A 24780-nucleotide genomic window follows, 5' to 3' on the forward strand; every position below is an offset into this window, starting at 1 on the left:
CAAGACAGTGTTCTTTTTGTATGGAGGAAATTTAAAAATGAATCAAATTGTAGGTTATTTTAATATCGCATGGCCTTATGTTGTACTGGCTGCAGTTGGTGTCGTAGCAATCTATTCTTATGCAAAGCAGCACAACCCGGCTTTTGCTGAAAAAATGGAGTGGCTATACAACGTAGCGCAATACATTGTTACTCAACAATCAACGCATGACAACAAGTCTGGCAATGAAAAGAAAGCCGACGCTACGGCTGCATTGCTTGAACAGGCCAAGAAGGCTAAAGCTAGGATTACAACTGAAACAGCAAAAGGGATGATTGAAAAAGCCTATCTTGATACGCAGAAAGATGATGCTGATACTGAGATTTCAGATATCCAAGGTATTGTAGATGATGAAGACCTGATTGAAAATCCTAGAGCTAACACACCAGTTGAAAATGTAGAGGTGGATAGCGATGACACAGACACTCAAGAGTAGAAGTTACTTAACTGACGTATCAATGTTTCAAGGCAATAATGTTGCCTATCCATACTCTAAAGCGACAATTATCAAACTTTGCCAGTACAATTATCCAGGCTACAATTACGCTCGAGCAAAAGCGCAAATAGCGTCCAGTAAAGCTCATGGTCTGCTGACTATGGGGTATTTTTACGCGACATTTTCCAATAACGTGGCTCGAGCCAAGGTAGAGGCTGAGTTTGCTTGCAAGAAGGCCAAAGAGCTAGGCTTACCGGATGGCACTTACTTAGCAGTTGACTGGGAAGGTGGTAGTGGAAACGTCATTACTGGTGGTGTTGGAAGCAGCACTACTGCAATTCTGGCAGCAATGGCTGTAGTTAAGGGACATGGATATATACCACTGTTTTACTCTGGTGCTTCAGCTATGCGCAACTATGTCTACACGCAGAGCATAGTTAAGGCATACGGCAATTGTTTGTGGGTGGCAAGTTATCCAACAATGGCAGCTGTCAATAATGCAAATATGGCTTACTTTCCAGCAATTAATAGGGTAGCAATTTGGCAATTTACGGACAACTATCGAGGATTGCACGTCGACGGTAATATCACCGTATTACCATTAAAAGCAAGCTCAGGTGGTTCAGGAGTAGCAAAGAAGGAAGATGATGACATGAATGTACATCCCGTTGCCAAGTGGGACATTGAACGTGTCTTTGTGGTAACTAATAAAAAGGGTTGCGATTTATATGACAGTCCTGATTTGAAGCATAAGATTAAAACCTTAGCAAAAAGTACCATTTATAAAGTGTTTGATGAAAAAGGCGGAGCAATAAAGGTTGGTAAAAACCAGTGGGTCGATGGACGTGCTGGCTTTACTAAGTCAAACCCACTTGCGACACATGATGACATTGGTGGGCGAGTTAAAATCATCTTGCCTAACACTCACGCACTATACAGCCCAACAGCTGATAGCAAGAAAGCTTACAAACTAGCTACTAATGCAATCTATCGCATAGTGGGACGTAAGGGCAGATTTTTAGAGCTAAAGGACAAGTACAAAGGAAAAACAGTTTATGTCACGGGTAACCGCGCATACGTGCTGTTTTAGTTATTTAAGTTTTGTAAATAGGCTCTTATGTATAGCTATTTAATTGTGTTTATCTGCTATAATAATGTATGAACAAGTGAATTATTTTTAGAATTAAGGCGATGAGTTTTATAATGAAAGATGCTTTTGTAAAGCCTTTTGTAAAATGGGTAGGTGGTAAACATCAATTATTACCAGAAATACACCAAAAAGTAATGGATGCAGGGCATTATTCAACATATTATGAGCCCTTCCTAGGTGGTGGAGCTGTATTGTTTGATTTGATGCCTGAAAAAGCTACTGTTAACGATTTTAATTCAGATTTAATTAATACGTATGTAGTTATTAAAAATAATGTTGATGATCTAGTTGATGCATTGAAAAAATATAAAAATACAGAAAAAGATTTTTATAATATTCGTGCGTTAGACCGTGAAAAGGGATATGTTAACCTTTCTGATACTGAAAAAGCGGCTAGATTGATTTATCTTAATAAAACTTGTTTTAATGGTCTTTATCGAGTTAACAGCCAAGGCTTTTTCAATTCCCCATTTGGACACTATAAAAATCCTAATATTGTTAATGAAGTAGTATTGCGGCATGTAAGTAATTATTTGAATGAAAATCAAATACTATTTAAGAGTGGAGACTTTAAAGATGCACTTAAAGGAATCAAAAAAAATTCATTAGTTTATTTTGATCCACCATATGCAACTCTTAGTGATACGGCCAATTTTACAGGTTATACTGCTGGCGGATTTAGTGACAGGGATCAACAAAGATTGGCTAAAACTTGCATTCAACTAGATAAGAAGGGTGTAAAGTTTATTGTGTCCAATTCGAATGTTGCTCTAATTAATGATTTATATAAAAACTTTAATATTTCAGTGGTGTTAGCCAAAAGAAGTGTTAACTCAAATGCTAAAAAACGTGGTGACGTTGAAGAAGTATTAATTACTAATTTTTGATTTAAAATTATATATTTAAATATAACTGAGGCTGTGAACAATGACGACAAGAAATAGTCAACGAAACGTTGATAGAATATGGGAAAAGATTTTTAATGACTTAAACATTTTAACGAGGTTAGAAAAGGATTCAACAGTTAGTATATCTGCTAAAGAAATAAAAAAATATGCCGAACCCCGTTTAATGACTAAGTTTGATCATAAAAATAATTTGCCTGACATTTTCTATGAAAATAAACTGAGCATTTTACCTAAAAGTAGAGGAACTTATGTAATTGGAAAATTTGATGCGTATGCTTCATTTAGTCAAGAAATCAGAGATGTTTCAACTGATGAGCTTACTATTCCAGAGTGGATTGAATCAATTGATTTTCAAAAAATAACTTCGGAATCAACAATTATGGATGTTGCATTAATAAGTAGAATGCTTGATCAGTTTATAGCAGAAGATGATGATGAAAATTCTACTTCCAATTTAGTTGCTACTGTTGACGGTCGAATGAGTTCTGGTAATTTTGATTTTAAAGTAGTTAACACTGATGGGCAATTAATTCCCATCAGTGTTAACAATAGTCAAATGGAAATTGATGGTGGCTATGAAAATTTTAAATATTTGACTTTAGTGGAAGCAAAGGCACATAGTTCAAAAACTTTTTTGATTCGCCAATTATATTATCCTTTCAGAGCGTGGGAGCAACGTATCAAGAAAGGAATTTTGCCGATATACTTGCAATATGATAATGGTGTTTATAATCTATCTCTTTTTAAATTTGAAGATATAAACAATTATAATTCGATTAAATTATTAAAGAGAAAAAATTATGTTATTGGAAAAGAAAAGATCTCATTAGATGAAATTATTGAGATATCAAATTGGGCAGAGGAGAATTACGTTTCTGAGCCATCTTATGAAGAATGCCCCTTTCCACAAGCGGATAATTTGAAAAACATACTGTCAATTATTAATTTTTTGAATAAAAAAAAGGATACTGGAGTTACAAAAGAAGATTTGTCTCTGAAATTAGATTTTGTTTATAGACAAGCAGATTATTATTCAAATGCAGGTAAATATTTAGGTATTTTTGAAGTTACCAAAAAAACGGGAATAATTACTTTTACAAAACTTGGAAAAGATTTTTATGGAAAAACTTTAAATGACCAGGAAATATTGTTAATAAGACTAGTTTTGAGGCATAAACCTTTTAATAGGATTTTTATAAAGACTTTAGAAAGTAAAGAAGGTATGTTGTCGATAAAGACCATTTGTAAAATTCTTAAAACAGAAAAATTTCTTACAAAGTATAGTGATGTAACAATAAAAAGACGTGCAAGTACTATTAATAGCTGGATTAAACAAATTTTAGATTTTGATAATGAATACTATTAACTCAATTGCATGTACTTTATAAAAAAGCCACTCTAGGGATTAAGTTCTCTAGAGTGGCTTATTTTTGTGCATAAAAATTAAAATTAATTAGCAAATATTGTTGGCATTGTACGTTAAAACGTGTATTATATAATATGTAAGGAGGTGAGAGATATGAAGAAGAAACGAAAGCATAAAAAAAGTTCTAAAGTGACACCTTTAGAACTAATCGGAGCAATATCAACAATCATCACAACGCTGATAACACTGCTCGAATATCTAGGAATTAAGCCCTAGTAGCTTTGAGGAACCGCAAGGTTCCTTTTAGCCATATCATAAACTATAATGGAGGATAAATCAATGACAAAACGTATGGCTTGGACAATAATGTTAGTATGTTCAATAATAACAATAATTTTAAAAATATTAATGATGTTAAAAGGATAGTTAAATGGCTAAATTAACGGATGCACGTATTAAAGCAAATAAAAAGTGGGATGAAAAAAATAAAGAGAAAAAGCAATACATTGTCGCTAAGTCTCAAGCTAAAAGGTTCATCAGCAAATTTGCCACTGAAGAAGACTTAGACACGATGCAAGAGTACATTGAGCAACGTAGAGCAGAACTGAAAAAATAGTAAGGTATCCAAAAAGGTATCCAACTCCAGCCTTGAATAACTTTAATAATCTATAAAATGCTATGAAATCAACTCTTTAATTTCAAAAACCTTGATAATAAATATAAAATACGCCCCTCATCTCCATATAAAAAAGCTCTTAACCATTGTGATTGAGAGCTTTTTTGCTTGTTTAAAGGATCCAATTGGCCTTCCAAGATATGGCCAAGATTATTATCTTCAGCTTTTCTGTGGCGGCATGCTTTTGCAGAGAAGGTCGCCAAAAATAGGATTCTTATATATGGCAACAACATCGTACTGCAAAGGTGGCAAGTCGGGTAAGTAACGCACTTGGCTTTCATAAATGCGGGGGATGGATAATTCTTTAGGATAAAGTGCTATCCCTTGGTTCAAAATAACATTGGCCAAAGCAGCGCTAAAGCTACTGCGATAGATGATTTTCTGGTGGTCAATAGCCATGGTATGCAAAATCTGCTTAATTTTGGTCTGTACGTCATTACTATCCGTTGCAGACCACTTTTGCAAAAATAGTGGCTGCTGCTTGATTAATTCTTGGTTTACTTGGCCTTGTTTGTCAAACATGGCTTGATTAAGGAGAAGACCAAAGTTAGCAGTTCCGATAGTTTTCTTGTGGATGCTCTTGATCTTGCTGACAGCAGTGGAGAAACCAATTAGCGCATCATAGTCACCCACATCAAGGCGTGGAATACTGTCAGAAAATCTTTCGGTATCAAGATGCAGTTGCAGTTCAGGATTATCCTTTTTTAAAGATTGAGCAAGCTTAATAGCCCAGTGGTCAAAGCCACGCAAGTAGCGAATGTGTAAAGACCGGTGGGCATTATCGAGATGACCTGCTTTTTGATTAAATTCGTAATATTGTTTTAAAAGAGGGATGGCAAAATGGTAGAGGTTGACACCGGGCAGGGTCACCCTGAAGTGGGAAGTGGAACGATCAATCAGCTGCACATTCAATTCTTTTTCTAAATTTTTGACCGCATTGCTGATGGCTGTTTGGGAGACAAAGTTTCTTTTGGCTGCGGGGGTGAAGCCTTGCGTTTCCACCACATCAATAAAATATTTGTATGCTAATAAGCTGTACTTCATTATTTCGTCTCCTTGCTTATAACTTTAGCTAATAAGTTATTAACATTATATGTTAGCGCTTCACTAAAAGCGAGGGTAAAATTAGCTGTGTAATAGATATTAGCTTATTTCAAAAATAAGTCTAAGTAAAAAGGAGAAGAAAATGGCTGAAAAATATATTTTAGCGATGGATGAAGGTACGACTAGTACGCGTGCAATCATACTTGACCACTCTGGGAAAAAGGTAATTGACTCGCGGAAAGAGTTTAACCAATATTTTCCTAAACCAGGCTGGGTAGAGCATGATGCTAACGAAATTTGGAATTCTGTCCTGTCGACCATTGCCAATTCATTCATTAATTCAGATATTAAACCGACTCAAATTGCGGGTATAGGTATTACCAACCAACGTGAAACGACAGTTATTTGGGATAAGAAGACGGGCCTGCCAATTTATCATGCGATTGTTTGGCAATCACGACAAACAGCTGCCTTGGCAGACAAGCTTATAGCGGACGGCTACCGCGATATGATTCATGAAAAGACCGGTTTGATTCCTGATGCATATTTTTCTGCAACTAAGATCAGATGGATCTTGGATCATGTTCCTGGTGCTCAAGAACGTGCCGAAAATGGCGAGTTATTATTTGGGACGATTGATTCGTGGCTGGTTTGGAAACTGACGGGTGGCAAAGTACACGTTACCGACTATTCTAATGCTAGTCGGACCATGCTCTTTAATATAACCAAGTTAGACTGGGATGATGACATCCTCAAATTGTTAAATATTCCGCGGCAAATGTTGCCAGAAGTTAGAACAAACTCTGAAGTTTATGGCAAAACTGCTGAATATCACTTTTATGGCAGCCAGGTTCCGATTGCAGGTATGGCTGGTGACCAACAGGCTGCACTCTTTGGTCAATTGGCCTTTGAACCCGGCATGATTAAAAATACTTATGGCACTGGTGCATTTACTGTGATGAACACAGGCCAAAAGCCAAAATTTTCAGCTAACAACCTCTTAACGACTATTGCTTATGGCATAGATGGCAAGGTCAATTATGCCCTTGAAGGTAGTATTTATGTTGCTGGTTCGGCAATTCAATGGTTGCGTGACCAGTTAGGGTTGATTGATAACGCAGCTCAGTCTGAAGAGGCTGCTAATGAGTCTAAAGACAATAATGAAGTCTTTGTTGTCCCAGCCTTTACCGGTTTAGGTGCACCATACTAGGATTCAGATGTCCGCGGCGCAGTCTTTGGTCTATCCCGGGGCACGACTAGCAATGACTTTACCAAGGCAACGCTGCAGTCTTTGGCCTACCAAAGTCGAGATGTAGTCGATACGATGTATGAAGATACCAAAATTAAAATTCCTAAGCTCAAGGTTGACGGTGGTGCTGCTAATAACGACTATTTGATGCAATTTCAAGCTGATATATTGGGCATTGATATAGAACGTGCCGAAAATCTTGAAACCACTGCAATGGGAGCGGCATTCTTAGCTGGGCTAGCCATTGGTTACTGGAAAGATATAGATGAGATTAAGGGCATTCAAAAGGTAGGTAAGACCTTTAAGCCAAAGATGAGTGCCAAAGAACGCAACCACCTGTATGCCGGTTGGAAGTCTGCAGTCAAGGCAGCGCAAAGCTTTTCCTATAAGCCCTATCAAAAATAAGATGCAAGTTCATAGAAAGAGTGATAATAATGACATTTTCAATTGCAAGTCGCAAAGATGAAATAAAGCGCTTAAAAAACGAGAAATTAGATTTGCTTGTCATCGGAGGGGGCATTACGGGCGCTGGCATTGCCTTGCAGGCTAGCGCTGCCAAAATCAAAACAGGATTAATTGATATGCAGGACTTTGGCGGCGGGACCTCATCACGTTCAACCAGACTGGTCCATGGTGGTATTCGCTACTTAAAGACATTTGACGTCCAGGTGGTCTCAGATACAGTCAAAGAGCGTGCCGTTATCCAGCATATTGCACCGCATATGACTAGGCCTGATCCTATGATCTTGCCGATTTATGACGAACCAGGTGCAACCTTTACCATGTTTTCGGTTAAAGTTGCAATGGACCTGTATGACCATCTGGCTGGCATTGAGGGAGATTCTCCGCTAGTGCAGTATGCCAACTATACAATTGATAAAAAAGAAGCACTGCGACGCGAACCCAGTTAAATCCCAAAAACTTAGAAGGCGCTGGCGTTTACTTGGATTACCAAAACAACGATTCCCGTCTTGTTTTGGAAAATGTTAAGAAGGCCCACGAACTAGGATGTCTGGCCGTTAGTCGTCTGAAGAGCATTAAAATTTTGCATGATGAAAAGAAACAGGTTAACGGCGTTCGCGTTCATGACAACTTGACAGGAGAAGAGTTTGACATTCGAGCTGACGTAGTAATCAATGCTTCTGGTCCGTGGTCTGATACAGTCAGAGAAGAGGATGATGCCATTTATAAGAAGCCACGTTTGCGGCCTACTAAAGGCGTCCACCTTGTGGTCGACCAGTCTCGACTCAAGGTGCCACAACCAACGTACTTTGGTTCAGGTACTGCAGACGGTCGAATGATCTTTACCATTCCACGAGAAGGCAAGACTTACTTTGGGACGACTGATACTGATTTTACAGGCGATTATGCACACCCAACGGTTGACCAGTCTGACGTGGACTATCTCTTGAAAATTATTAACCGTAAGTATCCGACTGCCCACCTCACAATTGACGATGTTGAAGCTAGTTGGGCTGGCGTTCGGCCCTTAATTGAGGTCGAAGAAGAAAATACAGCTGCTGATGCTGCAACCGGTGCCAGCGTCTCAGATAGTACTTCTGCACCATCTGCTGTTTCTCGTGGCAGTTCATTGACCGAAGCGGCTGACGGACTAATTACGTTGACTGGCGGAAAGCTGACAGACTACCGGTTGATGGCTAACGGTGCGATGAAAAAGATCAAGCAGAATTTGTACAATAAGTTTGGCAAGGACTTTATCCTTAAGGATTCTGCACAGATTAAGGTAGCCGGTGGTGACTTTGACTCTGATAATGCGGAAGTGGAACTGGCAAATATTGCTCAAAGAGGTGTAGAAGCTGGGCTCAGTACCGGCGAAGCTAAAGAAATTGCCACCTTATTTGGCTCAGAGGCTGGACAAATATACGATCATGCAAGGCAAATCAAGCCGGCAGACGGATTAAGCTTAGGCGAAACAGCGTCACTTGATTATGCGTTAGCCGAAGAAATGACGCTTACTCCAGTTGACTATCTCTTGCGTCGGACCTACCACTTATTATTTAAAGGTGATACTCTGGATCAAGTTAAGACTGGCGTTATCAAACACATGGCAAGGTATTATGGCTGGGATAAACCTCAGACAGAAGAGTATGAGCGAGATTTAGAAGCTGAGATTTCTGAAGCACGCTTGGACAAGTTGAAAAAATAAAAAGTAAATTTAGTAGTAGATTATTTCCCCAAGAACCCGCCGGATTTCCCGGTGGGTTTTTTAATGGCCAACTTGCAGGTTCCAAAAGCCCAAGTTTGTCAATAAAATAGTGTATCTTCTAAAAAAGCAATTTTATTTTGTGGTCCAAAAGTTTAAACTAAAGCATGAGGTGATTTATAACATGGAACCAATTTTTTTGACCCCATACTTTAGAAGCAAAATATGGGGTGGACGGAAGTTAGAAACGATTTTTAATTATGATATTCCTGACGGCAAAGTAGGCGAGGCCTGGGTTATATCTGGCTATAAGGATGATGCTTCGACTGTTAGTGCGGGCAAGTTAAAGGGTAAAAGTCTACGAACGGTATACCAGGAATATCCAGAATTGTTTGGCAATCCTAAGAGCAAGGAGTTCCCACTTCTGGTTAAGTTCCTTGATGCTAACGATAATTTGTCGGTTCAAGTCCATCCGGATGACGATTATGCCCAAAAAGTTGAAAATGATAGTGGCAAAACGGAAAGCTGGTACGTTCTACAAGCAGATCCCGGTTCCTATTTAATATATGGGCACACTGCCAAGACTAGGGCAGAGCTGGCTGATATGATTCATAGTGGTGAATGGGACAAGCTTTTGCGCAAGGTTCCAGTGAAGGCGGGCGACTTTTTTTATGTACCTGCAGGTACTATCCACGCTTTAACCAAGGGGATTCTCGTGATTGAAACCCAACAATCAAGTGATGTAACCTATCGCTTATACGACTATGACCGGGTCGATCAAAAAACAGGCAAAAAGCGTGAATTGCACACGCAGAAGTCAATTGACGTGACCACTGTGCCACATGTTGATCCTAAGATTGCAGTCCAAGTGAAAAAAGAGCAAGATGCACGGATCAAAACACTGGTTGAGCCACCACTTTCTCCACATTTTTACTTGTGGCAAGTAGACTTAGATGGAAGCTGGAAGACGGGATTAGGTGAACATCCTTACCTGCTAGCAACTGTAGTTGCTGGTTCAGGTCAACTGGAGACAGGTAGTCATAAGTATAACTTAAAGGCTGGTACGAACTTAATTATTCCAAATATGATGAAGAATTTTGCGTTCACTGGTAAAATGAAAATAATAATTTCTACACCAGGAAATGAGAATTAATTTTCTCGCGAAAGGAAAAACGCATGATTTATATTGCTTGTGGTTCTGTAATGATGGTGGTGGGTTTACTATGGATAATCGCACCTGCCAAAAAACACAGCCCATTATATGGCTATTATTCCTACTTGGCCCAAGTCAATCAGGCAAGCTATCGCTTTGCACAGAAAAAGGGCAGCCAGCACCTTATCTTTTTTGGTGCTTTGCAAGTGGTCTTAGGAGTTGCAATCCACCTACTAAAGTGGGACCGCTACTTCTTGCTGTGGCTGCTAACCTTTTACCTTTTTATTATTTTTCCTATTATAGCTACGGAAAAAAGCTTGAAAAAGTTCTTGTTAAGTCGTCATGAATTGCCAGCTGATTATGTTGATCCTGATAAGGTGAAGCGGGAGCAAACCGAGGGATTTAGGCAACGAAAATAATTTTGCCGGCAATTAGCAAGGTATGGTATGAGCAATATTTATAAATTAAAAAGCACTTCAGTTGAAGTGCTTTTTGCTTTTTATCAGGTTTTATTTTATTTTTTCGTCAGTCTGGTGCCAAACTTTAGCGGCCACAGGAATTGATCCAAGCGTAGTCATTTCGTCTTTATTAACCACGATTAGGTTGTCAGGGCCTTGTGCTAGCTTGTTAAAGCTGTCTAAACTCTGATTCCTGAAGTAACCTTCGCCAGCATTTGACAAAGTAGCTTGTAGTTGGTTAATTCGGTAAGCTTCTGCGTCAGCCTTAGTTTTGACTGCTTCAGCTTGTGCCTTGGCAGTGGCAATTAGTGCATCATTTTTGGCTTTGGTTGTTAGCTCAATGTTCTTGGCTTCACCTTCGGCTTTTTCGATAGCAGCGATCTTTTCCCGGTCGGCAGTCAATTGTTTGTCCATTGCGCGTTGAATTTCAACACTTGGCAATAACTCGTCGATATTTACCCGAACCACCCGGATACCGTAAATGTCAGTCAAGTCGCCAATTGCTTCTGCCAGTTGGGTATTGATGCTGCTAGTGGAACCAAGTGCGTCATTTAAGTCCATTCGGCCAATGATATCGCGCAAGTGGCCACGGATTAACTCAACCATTGATTTAACGGAATCGGTATTGTTATAAAAATACTTGTAAGAGTCTGTAACTAGATAGTTCAGAGTTAAACTGGTAGTGATTTCGGCATTATCCTTAGTAATGATTGAATACTTGGATATTTCGGCTGGAAACATGGCCAATGAAACGCGGCGCATTTTTTGCACTAAAGGAATAATTAAAACTAAACCTGCTTTAACAGTCCTAGAGTATTTGCCTAAAGTTTCAATCAAGCCTTCGTTATTCTGGGGCACCACGCGGCAACATGATAAGAATAACAGGATGAGAACAATAAAAAGAAATAAATAAAGCATCAAAAATCAACCTCCAGTGCAGATCACTTTATATTAATAATATTATCTGCTAATTATAAGACTTTTTTTGGTTTTTGCCAGCTTTATTTTTCTTTTCGCTTAAGTGGTTACCCGAAACAGACTCGGGCACATTAGTAATTTCTTCTTGCCGGCCCCTCAATTCAGGTGCATCTGTCTTGTAGAGGTTAGTAGTCGACTTGCGGTATTTGCTAATCAGGGCTGTAGACTTGGCCTTTAAAGAAGTGCGCAATTCTTCCATTTGCTGGAAGTTGGTCAGATAATCAAATTGGTCTGGGTCAACGGGTTGAAAACCTTTAGGCGTGTAAAAACGCAAGAGGTTATGGTTGTTGAGCAGGTCTGAGTATTTGAGCTCCTTCTTTCCTTGCTTGGCAAGTTGAGCAATCTCTACCTCTTCTTGCTTGGTGTAGTTGACGATCTCTTTGCCACTTTGGCGGTCATAGACAATGCCCTTCTTGCCCTTGCCGCCAATAATGACATATTTTTGGCTGACAATGGTGCCGTTGCGGAAGACCACCCAAGGTTTGTACTGGGGAGACAGAATATCGCTGCCGAACTGAATGTAATTGCGGTTGGAAATACCAAGCAGGTGCAGCAGGGTAGGCAACACGTCAATTTCTCCGGCTACTTGGTGGTTGATCCCACCCCTTAGCTTAGGAGCATGAATCATGAAGGGAACCCGCTGCATTTGAGCGTTATTATAATTGTTCCAGGTGTCAGAACTTTCGCCCACTATGGGTGCTAATGTTTCATTTTCGGAATTGGTTAAGCCATAATGGTCGCCGTAGATGACAACCATTGTGTTGTTGATTAAGCCCGATTTTTTTAGGTAAGAAAAGAATTCACGCACGGACTGGTCTAGGTAATGAGCCGTCTCAAAGTAATTGTTAATTGACTTGTCGCTTGTTGTGCTTGTCTTAAAGTGCGGATCAAGGTCTTCTTCGTCCATGTCAAAGGGCGTGTGGTTGGTTACCGTAATAAACTTGTTGTAGAAGGGCTGCTGCATTCGTTCCAAGTACTTGATGCTTTCGGCAAAGAATAACTTGTCTTTAATGCCATAGCCAATGCGATCGTCCTTGTTATTGCTGAAGTAATTTTGGTCGAAGAAGTAGTTGTAACCCATATTCTTGTAGACATCGTCACGATTCCAAAAAGATCCAACATTGCCGTGAAAAACAGCTGACGTATAGTGGCCATGCTCGCGTAAAATCTGGGGGGCTGCTTGAAAAGTATTTGAACCACCCAATGCAGTAAAAAGGGAACCGTCTGAAATGCCATAAGTACTGGTTTCCAACATGTTTTCAGCATCGCTGGTGCGGCCAATACCAACTTGGTGGTAGAAGTTGTCAAAGCTTAAGGTGTGCTGGTCACGGTAAAGAGAGTTAAGGAAGGGGGTAACTTCCTTGCCATTAATCTTGAGGTTGATGATAAATTGCTGGAAACTTTCCAAGTGGATCACAACCACATTTTTGCCCTTAGCCACGCCAAAGTACTTACTGTTTTTAGCCAGCTTGTTTTTTTTCGTATAGGCGATAATCTTGTTTAAATCTGCTGTATTGGCGTTGCGGTTTACTTGCTCGGTCTGTTCGTTTTTAATGCCATCATAGACTGTGTATGCGTCAATGCCTAGGTACTTGACTATGTATGAGCGGTCAAATGTAGTACCAAGGAGGCGTGGCCGTGAAGATTCAGCCAGGAAGATATTCACGACCAAAATCAAGGCCCCAAGTGTAGTCACGGTAAAGGGGGTAAGCAAGCCGTAAGATTTTTGGTCAATCTTAATTTTATGAGTAAAAATGAGGACAAAAATAATCAGCAAGTCCAGCCAAATAAGAAGGTCAGAAGGCTGAATCAGTGCTACAGCGGTTTTTCCCAGGCCCGGTGCCACCTTAGCCGAATTGGCAATCGTTTTGACCGTAATGAAATCGGCAAACTGGCGGTAGTACAAAACATTTGCAAACAAAAGGCCGGAATTGGCAAAGTCCATCAACAGCATCACGCAATAAGATACAATCGGTTTAGGGAAATAAAAGCCAATGCTTAATAAGAGCACAGCACTGCCAATAGGACTGATCCACATGATGAGGTGCTGGTAGGGGTCTGCAATACCCAAGTTAAAATCATGGTATGCAACAAAGATGTACTTCAGCGTAAACAAAGCAACAAGAAGGCAAAGAAAGCCTGTACGGGTTTGAACGAAATTAGTCAGTTTCTTTTTAATCAAAGTGAACGCTCCTTATCCCATTATTTTAAAAGTTTACTGGGCTTTAGACAATCTTTTCTGGATTGTTAGTCTTTTTTTAAGAATTAATCGGTTAAGATTGAGTATAATCTAAGTGAACACTATTTTAGGAATTGAATAAGATATGATTTTTTTAGGACCGCTTTATAATTTGCTCGCCCAGCTTTATGCAACCAGGATAAACCATTTTGCACTCATCAAGCTCATTATGCTGGCACTGGATAAGACTATTTTTTACTTTTTGGTTTTTATGGTTTTGCGCCTTTTTTGGCTACTGGCAATTAGGCGGCGCCGAACGATTAAATCTGAGGCTACGGTGTGGCTTTTTGCCTTTTATTTGCTGCTGCTTTTAATGGTAACGACCTTTCGCAGTGCATATTTTCCCTGGGCGTTAAGCATTAACTGGCACCGACCATTAACGGATATTAACCTGGTCTTTTTGAAAGAGACGTGGAAGATGTACTATGCACAAAGCCGGCTTGACTTTATTTATAACTCTTTTGGCAATGTTTTGTGTTTCCTGCCATTTGGCTTTTTAGCTCCCTTTGTCTTTTCAAAAAAGCAGACTTTTGGACGGGTTGTTTTGGCTGGGGCATTATTTTCAATCTTTATTGAGGGGATGCAGTTTTTGCTCGCGACCGGAATTAGCGATATTGATGATGTTTTTTTCAATGTTTGCGGCGTGATTTTAGGTTATTTGTTTTTCTGGTTGTGCCAGCGAATGCGTGGTAGGCTATAATACAGTGGAAAGCACTAGTATTTATCAAATAAGATTGTTAAAATATTCTTGTGAAATAAATATTTAATTCTGTAAAGGGAGCGTATTTTATGAGTTTAATTAAGTTTGATAGCAGCAAGTTAGCACCATTTGTTCATGAAAATGAATTGGGCGAAATGCAGGCGATGGTCAACGCTGCAGACCAGGAATTGCGAGAAGGTAACGGAGCCGGAAGTGACTTCTTGGGCTGGATTAACCTGCCAGTTGATTATGACCAGGATGAATTTGCCCGCATCAAAAAGGCAGCCAAGAAGATGCAAAATGATTCTGAGGTCTTGGTATGTATTGGTATAGGGGGGTCCTACCTAGGTGCACAAGCTGCGATTGAATTCTTGAATGGCGCCTTTTACGGCAAGAGCAAGGAAAAGTACCCAACGGTTGTCTTTTGTGGCAACTCGCTTTCGGGTTCATACCTGCATGACTTGATTGAATGGTTAGGTGACAAGGACTTTAGCGTCAATGTTATTTCTAAGTCTGGGACAACGACTGAACCTGCTGTTGCATTTAGAATTTTTAAGGAAAAGTTGATCCAAAAGTATGGTAGGGATGAGGCCAAGACGCGCATTTTTGCTACAACTGACCGGGCTAAGGGTGCTTTGAAGACCGAAGCTGATGCTGAAGGCTACGAAGAATTTGTTGTTCCTGATGACATTGGTGGTCGCTACAGTGTTCTGTCTGCTGTTGGTCTTTTGCCAATTGCTGCAGCTGGTGCTGACATTGATGAACTAATGAAGGGTGCTGCTGATGCTAGCAGAGACTGCCGCGATACTGACTTAAAGAAGGCGTCACCATACCAATACGCTGCTTTGCGCAACATCCTTTATCGTAAGGGCTACACTACTGAGATTGTCGAAAACTACGAACCAACTCTAAGAATGTTTAGTGAGTGGTGCAAGCAACTGATGGGTGAGTCAGAAGGCAAGGACAACAAGGGCATTTGGCCAGCAAGTGCCAACTTCACTACTGACTTGCATTCACTAGGTCAATACATTCAAGAGGGTATGCGCAACCTGTTTGAAACAGTTATTAGAGTTGAAAATCCAACTAATGATGTTGATATTCCGGCAGATGACCGCAATCTGGACCAACTGAACTTTTTAGCTGGCAAGAGCTTGAATTATGTCAATGAACGAGCATACGAAGGCGTCGTCTTGGCCCACACTGATGGCGGCGTTCCGGTTATGACTGTTAATATTCCTGATCAAACGGAATACACCTTGGGTTACCTTATTTACTTCTTTGAATTAGCAATTGCTATTTCTGGTTACCTAAATGGAATTAATCCATTTAACCAACCAGGGGTTGAAGCATACAAGCGTAATATGTTCGGCCTGCTCAACAAGCCTGGTTATGAAGAACTGCATGATGATTTAACTAAACGGTTCAATGAATCCAAGTAAGAATTTTTAAACTAAAAAAGAGTAGAAGTCATAGACTGCTTACTCTTTTTTTATGGAGGAGATAACATATGGAAGAAAAAACTGTAACGACCAAGCACGTTTTGGCAATTATTAGTTGTGCCCTTATGGCCTTCGTATCGATTTTGACCGAAACTAGTTTGAATGTTACCTTTCCAACATTGATGAAGCAATTTCATATTGGCTTGGGGCTGGTCCAATGGACAACAACTGGTTACCTATTGACGATTGCGATTATCATGGTAGCAAGTTCTTACTTAAATGAACGCTGGTCAGCACGGGAGTTGTTTTTGACTGCTGCCATTACTTTTATTATTGGATCAGTAGTTGCTGGCTTAGCTCCCAACTTTTGGATTTTGCTGGCTGGACGGTTAATTTCATCAATAGGTGCGGGCTTGTCAATTCCCTTGATGTTTAACCTGGTGGTAGAGTTGATGCCTCAAGATAAGTGGGGCTTTTACATGGGCTTGACTGGACTTGTGATTATTTTGGCACCGTCTTTAGGTCCAACATTTGGGGGCTCGGTCGTTTATTATTTTGGTTGGCCAATGATCTTTTTTAGTGTAGTAGTTTTGGCAGTGGTAATTTTGCTCATGGGCCTTGTAACTGTTGAACAGTATCATGAAAAAAGCCACCCCCAATTTGATTGGCTGAGTTACATTGTGCTGGCTAGTGCAATGGTGATTTTTAATCTGGGCTTCAATCGGATCAGCAATGGACTGGGCGATTTGGGCTTTTGGATCAGCATGGTAATAGTGGCCATCTTGGTCTTAGCCTTCATTCGGCTAGCACGATCTAGCAAGAAAAAGCTAATTAAGCTAGAGATTTTTAAGAATAAGCCCTTTATTTTTGCGATGATCTCTTATCTTTTGCTGCAATTTATCAATATTGGCACCAGCTTTGTCATTCCCAATTACGTGCAGATTGTCAACCATACCAGTTCTCTAGTTGGTGGCTTAGTCATGTTGCCAGGGTGTATCTTGAGCGGAATTTTGAATCCTTGGTTTGGCCACCTTTATGATAAAAAAGGTGCCCCGCTACCGTTGATTACCGGCACTCTTTTTTGTCTACTAGCATGTGTCTTGTTTGCTATCTTTAGTTTGGACATCCCAACGGTGATGGTGGGTTTCTTTTACAGTCTCATGATTACTGGCCGGCAAATGGCCTTTAATAACACGATGGCAGAGGCCTCAAAGTTGCAGCCAGCAAGCTTGCACACCGATGCAACAGCTGTTTTTCAAACTGGTCAACAGTACGCTGGTTCAATGGGTACGACCGTGACAAGTACAATTATCTCTGCATGGCAAAAAAGGCCCGGCAATTATGCAGCGCTCACGGCCCAAGGAACCCAGGTTGCCTACTTGTTTTTAAGCATTGTTAGTGTAGTAATTCTCCTTAGCTACCTTAATCTTTTCAGGCTGGAAAAAAGGGCTAAATAAATTAAGAATCATATCTATACCACGATTAATTTAAAATAGATACTCAATATTAAACAGCTCAAAGCAAAAGATAACAATTCACGAAAAATATTTGAAGTAATGTGGATTAATTTCATAACTTGTACTTTTATCAAGACTAATTATTTGTTGAAGCAACTTGGGAAAGAATTACAAATGTGGTTAAATACAAGTAAGCGGTTAATTTGATAGAAAGGAGCACTTTTTTGGTCAAAGCTAAGTATCGAGTTTACGAACAAATCCAGCAAATGCTGCAAAACAAGACAAAGGTTTCAACACAAGATATTGCTAGTGCAATGAAACTTTCACGTGGAGTAATTAGTTTATACCTCTCTCAATTATATAAAGAAGGAGTACTAATTAAAAAAGGAACTAAGCCCGTATATTGGCAAATATCATCTGATACGGATGTATTTGAAAATATGATTGGGTCAAACAGAAGTTTAAAAAAAGTAGTAGATAAATGTAAGTCAGCTGTAAACTATCCTCCACATGGCTTCCCTTTGATTATTACTGGACCTTCTGGATCTGGTAAGAGTTATTTAGCATCATTAATTTATCAGTATGCCAAGCAAAAGGGAGTAATTACTGAGCAAGCTAATTTTGTTGTTTTGAATTGTGCTGACTATGCAAATAATCCTGAACTCTTGTCCTCGGTGCTCTTTGGATACAAAAAAGGTGCCTTTACTGGGGCAGATAGTGGTAGGCTAGGGCTGGTAGACCAAGCTGATGGGGGATATTTGTTTTTAGATGAAATCCATCGTCTTCCTCGTGAAAGTCAGGAAAAATTATTTGCGTTGCTTGATTCTGGAAACTTTTATCCACTTGGTGAGAATGAACATTTTAAACATGTCAATGTACGGTTTATTTTTGCTACTACGGAAAATATCGAAAACAAGCTTTTAAGAACTTTTCGACGCCGTGTTCCTCTGCATGTCACATTAACTTCAATTTCTGAAAGACCACTTGTTGAAAAATGCGAACTAATCGAACTCTTTTTTAAGAGAGAAGCTAGAAGAATACAACAAGATATCAAAGTATCATATAAAGTAGTTAAGGACTTGCTTAATACTGACCAAATAGGAAATGTTGGTTCTCTGGAAAATCAAGTAAAGTTACTTTGTGCTGATAGCTTCAGTCTGAACACAGACACTAATCTCTTAGAAGTAGGCACAGAAAATGAAAAATGCGATTATTGGCTAATAAAGAAAACAGAAGCAAACTTTATACTTCATAGCGCTAAGTTAGATCTAGAAAAGAAATTAAGCACATTGATAAGCACGTTGAGCAAAAACGAAAAAAGCAATCATAGTATTGCAGATCAAACTTTAGTTATGAACCAGTTTTTACGCGATCTTCAACAAACCGCAGGCATTTTAATGCTGGAGGTTGACTTTGCTGATTTTCTTTTCAATCAACTTAATCTTGCAATTGAAAAAGTGAGTTTGAAATATGGTGTTTCAAAATATTTACAAAAGGATAAAATTAAGCAAACTGCAACTTTTTTGTCAATTATCCAAAAACAAGCGGAATTACCGGATGCTGCGAAGATTGTGGAAAGTGCAAAAACACATTATCCACGAACAATATACTTGTGTCTACAAGTTAAACAAGCTCTTAAAATTGATATTGACGATAATTGGTTGATTATTGCTCTTTTATACATGACCTTTGATGAAATTGCTTTTAAAGTGGAACAACAAAATCTACTAGGAATTATGGTTTGTCATGGTGGAGCTGTCGCTTCAAATATTTGTTCGATTGTCAACCAATTATGTGGAAACTATATTTTTGAGGCATTTGATATGCCAATCGATGTTTCTAATACAGAAATTGTCCAACAAATTAATCAGTATATAAAAGAGCAGAATCGTAAATATGATGGAACAATTTTATTATTTGATATGGGGTCATTAAGCAGTTTATATAAAGATGTTAAAGCTTTGCTACATAGTGACCTGCTAGTTATAAATAATTTGACAACTGCAATTGCTCTTGATCTCGGCTTGCAAATCCAGCAAAATACAAGCTTTAAAAAGATTGCTGAAAAAGCTGAAAATTATCCTAATACAATGAAAATTCAATATTATGAAGGAATCTCACAAAAGTCTAACATTATTGTATCGTGTATGTCTGGTGTTGGACTTTCTGAAGAAGTTAAAAAAATTATGCAGAGGGTTTTAAAAAGTGATATTGAAATAATTACTATGGATTATGAAGATCTTAGAGAAACACTTCATGGACATGATATTAACTATTTTAAAAACACTAACTTAATATTAACCACCAATGATATAGTTGAGCAAAAAGGAATATGCATTTTAAACATTTACGATATTATGGACAAAGATGGGTCTAGCAGGTTCCATCAACTTTTGAGAGAAATGGGAGAAGCAGATAAGACAATCAACATATTAATCAATGAATTACTTAAGTTTTTTACTATTGGTGGTGTTAAGGATAGATTGCGATTTCTAAATCCAGAAGTCGTTTTACCTGAAATACAAAAAATTGTAGAAAAACTAGAGCAATTTTATCATTTAAATTTAGACAATAAATTCAAGTTGAGTCTTTATATGCATATTGCTCTTATGTTGGAACGTTTGATGCTCGATAGCAATAGATTAAATAATACTAAAAGCGGACCAAAGAAAGAATATGCTACGCCTAAAGAAAAAGAATTTAATTTGATTGCTCAAAACGTTTTCCGGAGTCTTGAGACTGAATATAATATAAAAATTAAAGACTATGAAATATCGTTGATATATGAGATTTTTAGAAGCAATTTAAAATTTTGAATTGCTTAAGGAAGTGCTTAAAAAATGCACTTCCTTTTTTTTTGGTGAAGTTAAGGCTTGCTAATAGCAAGTTGGTATGATTTTTGCTATTAAGTTAATAGTAATATTAGGAGGTGAAAAAATGAGAAAATTTGTTTTAGTTAGTCACGGATCATTGGCTAATGGCATAAAAAATTCAATTGAAATGATTAGTGGAAAACAAGAAAACTTGTATGCTTTTTGTATGAATGATGGAGAAAGTCCAACAATTTTAAAGGAAAAAATCCAGGAATTCATTAAAAAAAATAAAATTAACGAAATTATATTAATTTCTGATTTTCCAGGTGGCAGTGTAAATACTATGCTTTTGAGCTTTCTCGGAAAAAGTAATGTGTACCTGGTTTCAGGAATGAATACCATGCTCGCACTAAATTTGATTTTAAATCAAGATGATATTGATAGTTGTTTGGAAAAGAGCATTAAAGCTGGAAAAGAAACAATTAGAAGAATTGAAGTAGTTGAAGATGAACAGGAGGATGATTTCTTTGATTAGTTTGCTAAGAGTCGACGATAGGCTAATTCATGGTCAGGTGGCTGTGGTGTGGTCGCGATATTTAGGAGTAAATCGTATTGTTGTTGCGAATGATGAAATTTTAGGTAACAAAGTGCAAATTATGGCTTTAAAAATGTCTGTGCCAGATGGTATCAAACCATTTTTTGTGAGTGTTGATCAGGCTACTCAGTTAATGAACAATCCTAAATCAGCCAAATTAAAAATCATGGTTGTTGTTAACAAACCTGAAGATGCACTAAGAATTGTTAAAGAAGTTCCAAATATACCTAAGATTAATTTGGGCAATTACGGTCGTGTTGGTACAGAAAGTATGGAAGGTAAAAAGCAATTGAGTAAAAATATCTTTATTACTGAAAAAGATGAAGCCATTTTAAAGGACTTACTTGCTACTAAAATTAAAGTCAATATACAGCCTGTACCAACAGATCCTGATATTTTGTTATCTAGTTTGATTTAAAAGGAGGTAAGAATATGCTTATACCAGCTTTATGGGTGGCACTTATTATGTTTATCGGAAATTTTTCCGATTGTGGGATGTCTGATCCAATGATTAGGCGGCCTCTTGTAATGTCGATGTTAGTAGGGTTGGCCTTAGGAGATTTAAGGACAGGCATTGTAATGGGTGCATCTTTAGAAGTGATTTTCTTAGGAATTAGTGGCATTGGGGGTGCTATGCCGTCTGATTCAATGACCGGTTCAATATTTGGGACAGCGTTTGCTATTTTGAATCATCAAGGAGTTGAAGTAGCACTTTCACTAGCTGTGCCAATTAGCTTGTTAGCAGTATTTGTTAATCAATTAGTAATCTTTGTTCGAGGATTACTACTAACTTTCTTTGAAAAATATGCAGAAGAAGATAAAACTAAAGCTATTGAAAGACTTCAATACTTGAGTATTATTGGTGGTCCTTTAGTTTATGCAGTTATTGGTTTTCTAGGTATTTATCTAGGTTCAGGTTCTATCTCTACATTAGTTCATTCAATTCCACCAGTCATAATGAATGGATTAACTATTCTAGGACAGATGTTACCTGCATTAGGAATTGCTCTTTTGCTAAATATGATTTATGAAAAGGGCAATATGGTTTATTTACTATTAGGATTTTTACTTTCTTGTTATTTAAAGTTGCCGATTATTGCTGTGGCATTAATTGGGATAATTATAGCAGTTATCCTTGCTTCTATTGATAAAAGTATTTTAGACGTTAAAAACGTGAAGGTAGTAAATCAATCATCCACTACGCAAGATAGTAAAAATAGTAATGACTCATTATAGGAGGACTTTTTCAATGACTAAAGGTAAAGAAGCTATTACTAAAAATCAGATAATGGACAAAAAGACATTTAGGAAAATATTTTGGCGTTCATTTTTGTTGCAAGGCTCATGGAATTATATTAATGGTGCAGGTGTTGGTGCGCTTTATATGATCTTGCCTTTTATAAGAAAGCTATATCCTAAGCCAGAGGACAAAAGCAAGCGTATTGCTGCTCTTAAGCGTGGCTTAGCATATTTCAACATTACGCCTGCCATTGCTCCGTTCCCAATGGGAATTTCAGTAAGTATGGAGGAACAGAATACAAAGATTTCTGATTTTGATCCCAGTTCAATAAATGCAGTTAAAGCTAGCTTGATGGGCCCTTTATCAGGAATTGGAGATTCACTTTTTTGGGGAACAATTAGAGTAATTGCCGCGGGAATTGGTATTAGTTTGGCCAAGGCGGGTAATATACTTGGGCCTATTTTGTTTTTGGTTATTTATAATATTCCCAATTTAATGACAAGATACTACGGTCTTAAATATGGTTATAGCTTAGGTGGAGATTTTATTCAAAAGGCATATGAAAATGGCTTTATGAAAATCATTACTAAGTCAGCTAGTATCTTAGGCATGATTATGGTTGGAGCAATGACGTTTAATACTGTGACATTGAAAACCATTTTAAAATTCAAAATGGGCAGTATGACTTTTGATTTACAGCAGATTTTAGACCAAATAATGTTGGGTATAATTCCTTTGACCGTGACACTGGTAACATTCTTTTTAATCAAGAAAAAAGTTAGTGCAAACAAAATTATTTTGTTAATGGTCATTCTTTCTTTTGCTTTAAGCGCACTAAAGATTTTTTAATAAAGTAAGGAATAAAAGTTTATGGAAAAATATTTATTTAGACCCAATAACTGCTTTTTTGGCGACTGTATGCCATTTTACAATCCAAAAAATCATTTATTTTACTTATACTTTCAAAAAGATACAAGGAATCCAGTTCCTTTTGGTGAACCTTTTGGTTGGGAACTTGCAACTACAGCAGACTTTGTAAAGTACCGAACTTATGGTGAAGTATTAAAAAGAGGTAAAGAGGATTCCAATGATCAGTTTATTTATGCTGGAAGCGTGTTTGAAAATAACTTTGGACAATTACGTGCTTTTTATACGGGTTATAATCGAAACTTTGTAAATCAAAATCGTCCTTCTCAGGTTTTAATGCAAGCACACAGTGATGATGGGATAGATTGGCAAAAAGATGGTATTGCCGAAGAACTCCGCCCTCAAGCAGGTTATGACGCAGATAATTGGCGCGACCCTAATATTGTTTGGAATGATCAAACACAAGAATATTTTTTAATCTTAGGGACTCGTTTAAATTCAAATGTCAAAGAGAAAAATGGCAGATTGGTGTATTACACGTCTAAAGATTGTATACATTGGAACTTCAAGGGCGACTTTTGGGTCCCTAATTTGTATACGATGATTGAAATGCCGCAATTATTTAAAATAAATGAGTGGTGGTATTTGCTTTATTCAGAATATGATGAAGAAAAAACGACGCATTATGCAATGAGTAAAAGCATTATGGGCCCATGGTCAATGCCAACTCAAGACACATTTAACGGTAGAGCATATTATGCTGCAAGAACAGCAACAAATGGTAAAGAGAGATTTCTTTTTGGCTGGGTTCCGTCTAAAGAGGCAGGAAAAGATGAGAACAATTATCTTTGGGGTGGAACTTTATTGCCGTTACAGGTTAAGCAAAGCAAAAGTGGTGAATTAAAAGTTAAAATTCCTGCTACCATAAAGAAAGCATTTGAAGAAAATATTACTCCTAGTCCTAGGATGCATACTTCACCTTTTAAAAGAACTGAACTTTTATTGAAAGAAAACCTGCCACTAAAAAACTATCTTTTCGAGAGTACTATTTCATTTGAAAAAGGTACGAGAAGCTTTTCAATAATGTTTTTTGAGGATTCTCAAACTGGTGAAGGTTATGAATTTAATATTGATATTGGCAAGAAAGAACTATCGGTTCGTAGAACACCTAACTTGCGCTGGTATCAAATGCTAAATATTGGACTTACTAGACAAGTCAATCTGCATCCCAATGTTGATTATAAGTTGACGATGCTAGTTGATGATACAGTTACAGTTGTAGAAATTGATGGTGTGGTTTTAAGTTGTAGAATTCAAAAAAATATAAACTCAGGTTTGAGTGTAGCAGTAGTTGATGGAACAATTAAACTTGGCTAAATGATTATTAAATTACATAATGACCGTTATGCTAGTTTATGCTCTGCCAGGTCAAAAAAGTTTGTAAAAAGTTTAGCAATGCTTACGAATGTAAACATTTTGCAGTGATAGCTCCCATTGACTTTGCTTTTTAAAAAGCCGCAATCAGGCGATTAAATAACTAAAAAAACGCCCCATTTTCACTAAAGAAACGGTATAATTGGGTAAATCGAAGGGAGCTTATTACAAATGATGTGTGATAATATTTATTTCAAAGTTTTGTGGGTAATTGTCTACGCTATTACCGCTTACTACACCTTTACAGGTAACATGATGATGGGGATGTACTGGATGGCCGGCGGCATGCTGGCTCAAGCCATAGTTGACCTAGTCTATCATTTCATGCCCGGTCACAAAAAATGCTAAAAAAAAAGCAGCTTCAGATGAAGTTGC

The 24780-nt window shown here is 38.0% G+C and carries 21 protein-coding genes and 2 pseudogenes; 20 read left to right on the plus strand and 3 right to left on the minus strand.

Features of this window, described 5'->3' with window-relative positions:
- Positions 1-37: 37 nt before the first annotated feature.
- The 6 genes from AC2JF7_RS04880 to AC2JF7_RS04905 all read left to right on the plus strand — a co-directional run bounded on the left by AC2JF7_RS04880 (position 38) and on the right by AC2JF7_RS04905 (position 4515).
- Positions 38-475, plus strand: coding sequence for a phage holin, LLH family (locus AC2JF7_RS04880; protein WP_500727576.1), 438 nt, complete (start codon positions 38-40; stop codon positions 473-475).
- Positions 453-1565, plus strand: a complete 1113-nt coding sequence (locus AC2JF7_RS04885) for a GH25 family lysozyme (protein WP_500727577.1) — start codon at positions 453-455, stop codon at positions 1563-1565. Before AC2JF7_RS04880 ends, AC2JF7_RS04885 begins: the two co-directional genes overlap by 23 nt.
- 113 nt (positions 1566-1678) lie before the next feature.
- Entirely contained in the window at positions 1679-2512 is an 834-nt protein-coding gene (locus AC2JF7_RS04890) for a DNA adenine methylase (protein ID WP_500727578.1), read from the plus strand.
- A 40-nt stretch (positions 2513-2552) separates the two neighbouring features.
- Positions 2553-3899: a type II restriction enzyme gene (locus AC2JF7_RS04895; RefSeq protein WP_500727579.1), complete on the plus strand. Its 1347-nt coding sequence runs from the start codon at positions 2553-2555 to the stop codon at positions 3897-3899.
- A 153-nt stretch (positions 3900-4052) separates the two neighbouring features.
- Positions 4053-4175 carry a hypothetical protein gene (locus AC2JF7_RS04900; RefSeq protein ID WP_259334987.1) on the plus strand — a complete coding sequence of 41 codons (123 nt, stop codon included), beginning with the start codon at positions 4053-4055 and terminating at the stop codon, positions 4173-4175.
- 154 nt (positions 4176-4329) lie between these two features.
- Positions 4330-4515 (plus strand): hypothetical protein, encoded by a 186-nt coding sequence (locus AC2JF7_RS04905; RefSeq protein WP_500727580.1) that lies wholly within the window; start codon positions 4330-4332, stop codon positions 4513-4515.
- A 219-nt stretch (positions 4516-4734) separates the two neighbouring features.
- On the opposite strand, the gene AC2JF7_RS04910 is transcribed toward AC2JF7_RS04905, so the two are convergent.
- Positions 4735-5619 carry a LysR family transcriptional regulator gene (locus AC2JF7_RS04910; RefSeq protein ID WP_500727581.1) on the minus strand — a complete coding sequence of 295 codons (885 nt, stop codon included), beginning with the start codon at positions 5617-5619 and terminating at the stop codon, positions 4735-4737.
- A gap of 142 nt (positions 5620-5761) precedes the next feature.
- Between AC2JF7_RS04910 and glpK the strand changes: the two are divergent.
- From glpK to AC2JF7_RS04930, 4 genes and pseudogenes are all read left to right on the plus strand, one after another.
- A pseudogene (gene glpK, locus AC2JF7_RS04915) lies at positions 5762-7273 on the plus strand (glycerol kinase GlpK).
- A 29-nt stretch (positions 7274-7302) separates the two neighbouring features.
- A pseudogene (locus AC2JF7_RS04920) lies at positions 7303-9035 on the plus strand (FAD-dependent oxidoreductase).
- 181 nt (positions 9036-9216) lie between these two features.
- Positions 9217-10185 carry a mannose-6-phosphate isomerase, class I gene (gene manA / locus AC2JF7_RS04925; protein ID WP_500727582.1) on the plus strand — a complete coding sequence of 323 codons (969 nt, stop codon included), beginning with the start codon at positions 9217-9219 and terminating at the stop codon, positions 10183-10185.
- Positions 10186-10208: 23 nt separating this feature from the next.
- On the plus strand, positions 10209-10604 hold the full coding sequence (locus AC2JF7_RS04930; RefSeq protein ID WP_500727583.1) for an SdpI family protein: 396 nt from the start codon (positions 10209-10211) through the stop codon (positions 10602-10604).
- A gap of 90 nt (positions 10605-10694) precedes the next feature.
- Here the strand turns inward: AC2JF7_RS04930 and AC2JF7_RS04935 are convergent, their stop codons facing one another.
- Both AC2JF7_RS04935 and AC2JF7_RS04940 read right to left on the minus strand, forming a co-directional pair.
- A complete protein-coding gene (locus AC2JF7_RS04935; protein WP_500727584.1) occupies positions 10695-11561 on the minus strand; it encodes an SPFH domain-containing protein in 867 nt (288 codons plus the stop codon).
- Between the two features lie 49 nt (positions 11562-11610).
- Positions 11611-13803 carry an LTA synthase family protein gene (locus AC2JF7_RS04940; protein WP_500727585.1) on the minus strand — a complete coding sequence of 731 codons (2193 nt, stop codon included), beginning with the start codon at positions 13801-13803 and terminating at the stop codon, positions 11611-11613.
- A gap of 142 nt (positions 13804-13945) precedes the next feature.
- Here AC2JF7_RS04940 and AC2JF7_RS04945 point away from each other — a divergent pair, with 142 nt between their 5' ends.
- From AC2JF7_RS04945 to AC2JF7_RS04990, 10 genes are all read left to right on the plus strand, one after another.
- Positions 13946-14560 carry a VanZ family protein gene (locus AC2JF7_RS04945; RefSeq protein ID WP_500727586.1) on the plus strand — a complete coding sequence of 205 codons (615 nt, stop codon included), beginning with the start codon at positions 13946-13948 and terminating at the stop codon, positions 14558-14560.
- An 89-nt stretch (positions 14561-14649) separates the two neighbouring features.
- Positions 14650-15999, plus strand: coding sequence for a glucose-6-phosphate isomerase (locus AC2JF7_RS04950; RefSeq protein ID WP_500727587.1), 1350 nt, complete (start codon positions 14650-14652; stop codon positions 15997-15999).
- Between the two features lie 68 nt (positions 16000-16067).
- Positions 16068-17456, plus strand: a complete 1389-nt coding sequence (locus AC2JF7_RS04955) for an MFS transporter (protein ID WP_500727588.1) — start codon at positions 16068-16070, stop codon at positions 17454-17456.
- Positions 17457-17680: 224 nt separating this feature from the next.
- Positions 17681-20272, plus strand: coding sequence for a sigma 54-interacting transcriptional regulator (locus AC2JF7_RS04960; RefSeq protein ID WP_500727589.1), 2592 nt, complete (start codon positions 17681-17683; stop codon positions 20270-20272).
- A gap of 121 nt (positions 20273-20393) precedes the next feature.
- On the plus strand, positions 20394-20804 hold the full coding sequence (locus AC2JF7_RS04965; RefSeq protein WP_500727590.1) for a PTS sugar transporter subunit IIA: 411 nt from the start codon (positions 20394-20396) through the stop codon (positions 20802-20804).
- A complete protein-coding gene (locus tag AC2JF7_RS04970; RefSeq protein ID WP_500727591.1) occupies positions 20797-21282 on the plus strand; it encodes a PTS sugar transporter subunit IIB in 486 nt (161 codons plus the stop codon). Before AC2JF7_RS04965 ends, AC2JF7_RS04970 begins: the two co-directional genes overlap by 8 nt.
- Positions 21283-21296: 14 nt before the next feature.
- Positions 21297-22100 (plus strand): PTS mannose/fructose/sorbose/N-acetylgalactosamine transporter subunit IIC, encoded by an 804-nt coding sequence (locus tag AC2JF7_RS04975; RefSeq protein ID WP_500727592.1) that lies wholly within the window; start codon positions 21297-21299, stop codon positions 22098-22100.
- A gap of 13 nt (positions 22101-22113) precedes the next feature.
- Entirely contained in the window at positions 22114-22953 is an 840-nt protein-coding gene (locus AC2JF7_RS04980; RefSeq protein WP_500727593.1) for a PTS system mannose/fructose/sorbose family transporter subunit IID, read from the plus strand.
- Positions 22954-22974: 21 nt separating this feature from the next.
- Positions 22975-24348: a glycosyl hydrolase family 32 gene (locus AC2JF7_RS04985; protein ID WP_500727594.1), complete on the plus strand. Its 1374-nt coding sequence runs from the start codon at positions 22975-22977 to the stop codon at positions 24346-24348.
- Positions 24349-24576: 228 nt separating this feature from the next.
- On the plus strand, positions 24577-24753 hold the full coding sequence (locus tag AC2JF7_RS04990) for a hypothetical protein (RefSeq protein ID WP_500727595.1): 177 nt from the start codon (positions 24577-24579) through the stop codon (positions 24751-24753).
- Positions 24754-24780: the final 27 nt, after the last annotated feature.

The sequence above is a fragment of the Lactobacillus sp. XV31L genome, from assembly GCF_059900865.1.